Source organism: Streptomyces sp. NPDC051662, from assembly GCF_040681655.1.
Classification (GTDB): domain Bacteria; phylum Actinomycetota; class Actinomycetes; order Streptomycetales; family Streptomycetaceae; genus Streptomyces.
In genome coordinates, this window is the sequence record NZ_JBFAZD010000036.1 from 69,420 (window position 1) to 75,419 (window position 6,000).

5 protein-coding genes and 1 pseudogene are annotated in these 6,000 nt (G+C 69.6%); 3 read left to right on the plus strand and 3 right to left on the minus strand.

Features of this window, described 5'->3' with window-relative positions; translation table 11 throughout:
- Positions 1-37: 37 nt before the first annotated feature.
- A complete protein-coding gene (locus AB0M67_RS37005; protein ID WP_365752006.1) occupies positions 38-1,045 on the plus strand; it encodes a hypothetical protein in 1,008 nt (335 codons plus the stop codon).
- A gap of 100 nt (positions 1,046-1,145) precedes the next feature.
- On the plus strand, positions 1,146-2,675 hold the full coding sequence (locus AB0M67_RS37010) for an amino acid permease (RefSeq protein ID WP_365752007.1): 1,530 nt from the start codon (positions 1,146-1,148) through the stop codon (positions 2,673-2,675).
- 90 nt (positions 2,676-2,765) lie between these two features.
- Here AB0M67_RS37010 and AB0M67_RS37015 read toward each other — a convergent pair whose 3' ends face one another.
- Both AB0M67_RS37015 and AB0M67_RS37020 read right to left on the minus strand, forming a co-directional pair.
- Positions 2,766-3,731 carry a glycoside hydrolase family 75 protein gene (locus AB0M67_RS37015; RefSeq protein ID WP_365752008.1) on the minus strand — a complete coding sequence of 322 codons (966 nt, stop codon included), beginning with the start codon at positions 3,729-3,731 and terminating at the stop codon, positions 2,766-2,768.
- 68 nt (positions 3,732-3,799) lie between these two features.
- Positions 3,800-4,294, minus strand: a complete 495-nt coding sequence (locus AB0M67_RS37020; protein ID WP_365752009.1) for an NUDIX domain-containing protein — start codon at positions 4,292-4,294, stop codon at positions 3,800-3,802.
- A 362-nt stretch (positions 4,295-4,656) separates the two neighbouring features.
- On the opposite strand from AB0M67_RS37020, the gene AB0M67_RS37025 reads away from it, so the two are divergent.
- Positions 4,657-4,803: a hypothetical protein gene (locus AB0M67_RS37025; RefSeq protein ID WP_365752010.1), complete on the plus strand. Its 147-nt coding sequence runs from the start codon at positions 4,657-4,659 to the stop codon at positions 4,801-4,803.
- Positions 4,804-4,905: 102 nt separating this feature from the next.
- On the opposite strand, the pseudogene AB0M67_RS37030 reads toward AB0M67_RS37025, so the two are convergent.
- A pseudogene (locus tag AB0M67_RS37030) lies at positions 4,906-6,000 on the minus strand (coagulation factor 5/8 type domain-containing protein); the annotation flags it as partial.

Consider the following 6,000-nt stretch of genomic DNA (forward strand, 5'->3'; position numbering starts at 1 on the left):
GCGGCCGTTCTCGCGCGCGCGGAACAGGACCTAGCTGATGGCGAGCGACAACATGCGCCCCGTCTATCACCCGGCGGGCCACGACAACGAACTGCGCGCCGCGGTCCAGGATCTACGCACCGGACGCTGGGTCTCGATGCGCAACCTCCTTGCCGAGACGCGCGACTGGTCCCTGTGGACCCAGCGCACCCAGGTGCTCGCCGCCGTCGCCGCCGGCTCCGACGCCGTACGGGCATGGCTGGCCGAAGAGCCGCGGAGCGCCGCCGCACTCGTGATGCACACCCGTGTCCTGGTGGAGCGCGCCGTACGGGCCCACCGCGAGGGACACGCCCGCACGCAGGAGCTGTGGCAGCAGGCGTGGGAGGCGTGCGGCAACGCCGCGCGCCACGCCCCCGACGACCCGGTGCCCTGGGTATGTCTGCTGGCCCTGTCCCAACTCGACAGCAGACAGCGGCTGGAGGAACACCGGCTGCCGCCGCCGGGGCCCATGCTCTTCCCCGGTCCCTGGGCGCTGCTCGCGGAGGCCGACAAGCGCGATCCGTACAACCGCGAGGCGTACCACCGCATGCTCCAGTTCGTCTACGCGCGGCGGGCCGACGGATCACTCTCGGAGGCGGTCAACTTCGTCCAGTGGGCGGCCTCTTCGGCCCCCGAGGGCTCGGCGCTGCATGTCATGCCGCTGTTCGTACGAGTGGAGCGCTACCGCCGCGACAACGGCCACGAGAAGGCGCTCGACCTCCACTGGGTCACGGAGGACGCCACCCGGGACGCACTGCGGGCCCTGCAACTGTGGTTCGACCACGCGGTCCTGGCCGAGGCCTCGCTGCTCGACCTCAACCAGCTGGCGCACGCGCTGTGGGGGTCACTCCAATTCGCGCAGGGGGCCCGGGTGTTCGAGGCCCTGGGGCCGTACTACGTCTCCGTGCCGTGGGCGTATCGTACGCGCAGCCCCGGTGACGCCGCGCAGGCCGAGGACGTGTTCCTGCGCGCCCGCAGCCGGTGTCTCGCGGCTGCCCGTGATCCGCGGGACGGGCCGGCCGGCTGAGCGGCACCCCCCACGGTGCCGCTTGTTGCCCTCCCCCGCCCTCGGCAGTACGTCCCGTATCCGTCCCCCTATGTGTTGTTTCTTACCGGAGGTCCATTCCATGTCCACTTCGCCACCGACCTGGTCGAAGGCCGACCCCGTACCCCAGAAGGACGAGGAGCAGCGGCTGCGCGAGCTCGGCTACCAGCCCGTGCTCGCCCGCCGCATGGGCGGCTTCGGCAACTTCGCCATCAGCTTCTCCGTCATCTCCATCCTGTCCGGCTGTATGACGCTGTACGGCTTCGGCATGGGCACCGGCGGTCCCGCGGTGATGCTCTGGGGCTGGGCGGGTGTCGGTCTGTTCGTGCTCTGCGTGGGCATGGCGCTGGCCGAGGTCACGAGCGCGTATCCCACCTCGGGCGCCCTCTACTACATGGCCGACCGGCTCGGCGGCCGTAAGTGGGGCTGGTACACCGGCTGGCTCAACCTGCTCGGACTGCTCGGCGCGATCGCGGGAATCGACTACGGCGCCGCGCTGTTCACCGGCGCCTTCCTCAATCTCCAGTTCGGTTTCAGCCCCAGCCCCGGCTGGACCTTTGTCATCTTCCTGTGCATCCTGCTGCTGCACGCCGTGCTGAACCTGTTCGGGGTCAGGCTGGTCAGCGTGCTCAACTCGATCAGCGTGTGGTGGCATCTGGCCGGTGTCGCCATCATCGTCGGCGCTCTGGCGATCTTCCCCGACCACCACCAGTCGCCGTCCTTCGTCTTCACCGAGTTCGTCAATGATTCCGGCTGGCAGAACCCGCTCTATGTCGCCGCCATCGGTCTGCTGCTCGCGCAGTACACCTTCTGTGGCTACGACGCCTCGGCCCATCTCTCCGAGGAGACCTCGAACGCGTCCGTCACCGCCGCGCGCGGGATCGTCCGGGCCATCTGGGTCTCCTGGATCGCCGGCTTCGCCCTGCTGGCCGGTCTCACCTTCGCCATCCAGGACTACGAGGGCGCCCAGAACAGCGCCACCGGTGTGCCGCCCGCGCAGATCCTGATCGACGCCCTCGGTACGAGCGGTGCCACCGCGCTGCTGCTGCTCGTCATCGTGGCGCAGCTGTTCTGCGGCAACGCGGAGGTCGCGGCGGCCAGCCGGATGGTGTTCGCCTTCAGCCGTGACAACGCCCTGCCGGGCTCGGCAATATGGCGGCGCGTCAGCAGCCGTACCCAGACCCCGGTTCCCGCGGTCTGGCTGTCGGTCATCGTCGCGGGTGTGCTCGCGCTGCCGTCCCTGTACTCCACGACGGCGTACGGTGCGGTGACCGCGATCAACGTCATCGGTATCACCCCGGCGTACGCCATCCCCATCTATCTGAAGCTGCGCGCCAAGAACCGCTTCGAGCCAGGACCGTGGACCCTGGGGCGCTGGAGCAAGCCGATCGGCTGGATAGCCGTGGTGTGGGTGGCCTTCGTCACCGTCCTCTTCTGTCTGCCCCAGTCGAACCCGGTGACGGTCGACTCGATGAACTACGCCGTGATCGCCCTGGCCGTGGTGCTGATCCTGGCGACCGCGTGGTGGTACATCGCCCGTAGCTCGTACAGCACCCCGCAGGCGTACGGCAACGCGCGCGAGCAGTCGGAGATCTCGGAAGGCATCGTCTGAGCGGCGCCGCCGTCCGGCGGGACGCGGTGTGTGCGGCGGGGGTCCGGCCCGAGGGCGGGCCCCCGCCGCATGGGCCGGCTCCGGCTCCGCTCAGTTGTCCATGATGAATTGTTTCGCCAGCTCGTCGCCCCGCCGGGCGATGGCCTCCTGGTCGTCCAGCCGGGAGATCTCGGAGTCCTTGAAGACGATGTAGGTCACGCCCGACGGCACTCCGCCGCCCGCGGGGTCGGCCACGATACCCAGCGCGCGGGCCGTCGCGTACGACGCCTCCCCGATGATCCCCGGCGGGCCGGTGTCGCCGACGACGGCGTACTCCACCCTGTCGCGGTGGATCACCGCCGCGACGGATCCGCCCCGGATGCCCGACGAGCGGTAGTTCCAGATGGAGCTCGACAGGGGCACGACGATATACGGCAGCTCCTCCGGATTGAGCGCCCTGCCGTCGGCCTGGGTGTAGGCGGTGGTGTCCTGGTAGTAGGGGTCCGCCGCGGAGTTGCAGTGGGCCGTGGTCTGGCCGTCGCAGTCGATGTCCATGTCGGCCTTCCAGAACACGGCGCCCTTGCTGTCACAGACGGGGATCGTGGCCGCGGTGCCTTCGCCGGCGCGGTAGAGCCCGTTGGAGATCTGGTCGCAGCCGCCAGCTCTGGACAGCAGAGCCGCCGCGGTGACCGGTCCGTCCTCGGGGAAGCCGTCGCGCTTGAACGATTCTCTACCGGCGGGCGGCCCGGCCGCGGGCGGCGGCGCGCTGTGGCGTTCGGGCGACGGGGAGGAGGGTGGTGCGGAGGGGTGCGGTGCGGAGGAGGGCGGTGCGGAGTGGTGCGGTGTGGAGGAGTGTGGCGGGGCGGAGGGCGGTGTGGAGGGGAGCGAGGAGGACGGTACGGAGCGGTGGGCCGCCAGGGCGCGGTACGCGGGATCGGGCGAGGCGCGGGCGGGAGACTCGGGGATGTGCGGAGCCTCGGCGGGTACGGCCAGGGCGGGGAGCACGGTCGCGGGGATGACCGCGGCGGCGAGCAGCGCCGTACTGGCGGCTACGAAGACATGGGGGCGACGGGGCACGGAAAATATCCCTTTCCTGAATGAACCGGGCTGGACGGCGTGGCCTGGGCGGCACCGGGATGGCGGGGTCAGCGGCTGGGCGGGGACGGCCGGCGGCCGTCACCTATGCACTCGCTCAGCCGGTCGAGGAAGACCCGCTGCCCCGTCACCAGTGGCTCCACGGCGTTCTCCAGGGAGAACCAGGCGACACGGTCCAGCTCGGGGAATTCGCGCAGGACACCCGATCCTCTCGGCCACTCCATGCTGAAAGTGCCGGGCGCGGCGAGGGCGGGGTCGAGATCCCCCTCTACGGCCCAGACCGTCACCGTCTTGCCACTCCGTTGCCGGGCCTCGCCGAGCGCGATCCACGGTCCGTCGGGCGGTGGCAGGCCCAGTTCCTCCTGGAACTCCCGGCGTGCGGCGTCCTCCGGCCGCTCGTCCGGTCCGTGCTCACCTTTGGGGATCGACCAGGCGGCGGCATCGCGGCCGGACCAGAACGGCCCGCCCATGTGCCCGAGAAGCACCTCGGTACCGGTGTCCGTCACCCGGTACACGAGGAGTCCCGCGCTCTGTTCGCCCGACATGCCGTCAGTCTGGGCACAGGGGCATAACGGTGCATTCCGGGCATCGGTAATTTGTGCGGGTCTAGCTCATATCGTCGACACCGACGTCCGTTGTCGGACCCGTGGGCGGTGGGGCCCGTGGCGCATCATCGGGCGCGTCACGAGAGACCGCAGCTCTACGGTGCCTCGTGCCAGGCCGATCGTATGAATGATTGCGCCGGACGAGGGTGCCGTGTCCGGTCAGTACCCGGCGCGAGTTCGCCGGTCGTGTAACGGACCGCACGCGAGGAAGGGAATGGGGCGTCGATGGTCCGTCAGGGGGTAGGCGCGGGAAGAGCCCGCCCGTTCCGGTCCCGGACCGTGGCAGACGACAGGGAGACGACATGCCCGGAATGATCGAGCGCATCAAGCGGTTCGCAGGCAGCCCGCAGGGGCGCCGCGCGACGGAGCGGATACGCCGCGCCTCCGCCGATCCGAGGAAGCGCGCGCAGGCGCGTCAGCTGCTGAGCAGGCTGCGCGGAAGGCGCTGACGGAGCCGGGCGGCTGACGGATGGTACGGCGGGGGAGGGGCGGGGCCCGGCCTCGGTGCGAGGCCGGGCCCCTTCATGCGTACGCCCCTCGTGCGTATCCCCCTAGGGGAACGAGGTCACCGTCGACGGAACCGTCGAGGTGCCCGAGGTGGGTGACCCGATGCTGTTGATCACATGGTTGTACTGGCCCATGCCGCCGAGGGAGACGACCAACAGATCGTGGAACCTCACCCCCGGTTTGACCGGCGCCTGGAAGCCGTGGTCCTGCCGAATGGTCGAGTCCGAGGTGTAGTTGCAGTAGCTGCCAAGACCCCAGCCCTCATGGTTGTTGACGGTGTCGGCGACCTTGTAGGCCGCGTACCCCTGGATGGCGCCGTTCTGGATGGCGGCCTGGTTGGGGGCGTCGTACGCCTTCTCGTTCTGGAAGAAGATCGTCCTGCCGTTCTCGCCGTACCACTCCACGTCGTACTTGTTGAAGTGCTCGACGAAGAGCCCCGTGGCCAGCACATCGTCACCGTTGACACGGATGCCGTAGTCGGCGCGATTGGTCTCCCAGCCGACGCCGGCGCCGTGGTCGGCGCGCCAGACCCAGGTGTGGTCGATGATCGTGTCATCGCTGTTGATCACCATGCTGGTGGTGGCCTTGCCGGGACCGGCGCCGCCGATCCTGATGAACACGTCCTGGACCGTGGTCGGATTGGCGGAGTGGTCCGCGCCCGCGCCCTGGGGGCCGACCTCCAGAAGGGTCGGGGAGTTCACCGGACCGGCGTCGATCAGGAAGCCGGCCAGCTTCACCCCGTCCACATCCGCGACCTTCATGGCGGTCACCCCGTTGTCCGGGATGATCGTGGCGAGCCCGAGCCCCAGCACGACGGTGTTGGCGCGGTTCACGTTGATCGGCTGGTCGACGTGGTAGATGCCGGGTGTGAACAGCAGATTGAGCCCCTGGGCGAGTGCCTGATTGATCGTCGCGGCCGTGGCACCCGGCTTGACGACATAGAACTGGTCGAGCGGCAGGGACTGGCCCTGCGGCGCGCCATTGCCCCAGGTGGTTCCGCGCGCGTTGGTGCGCTTGGCGGGGACGAACACCTTGTACGCGTTGCCGTCGAGGTAGAGGAAGGGTTTCTCGCGGGAGACGGGGGTGTTGGTGAGGGTGGTGTAGGGCGGGTTGGGGAAGCTCTGGGCGGGGGCGCCTTC

Bases quoted from the DNA above. Each gene is read 5' to 3' on its own strand.
- AB0M67_RS37010 (WP_365752007.1), top strand. From the start codon at position 1,146: ATGTCCACTTCGCCACCGACCTGGTCGAAGGCCGACCCCGTACCCCAG.
- AB0M67_RS37025 (WP_365752010.1), top strand. From the start codon at position 4,657: ATGCCCGGAATGATCGAGCGCATCAAGCGGTTCGCAGGCAGCCCGCAG.
- AB0M67_RS37020 (WP_365752009.1), bottom strand. From the start codon at position 4,294: ATGTCGGGCGAACAGAGCGCGGGACTCCTCGTGTACCGGGTGACGGAC.
- AB0M67_RS37005 (WP_365752006.1), top strand. From the start codon at position 38: ATGGCGAGCGACAACATGCGCCCCGTCTATCACCCGGCGGGCCACGAC.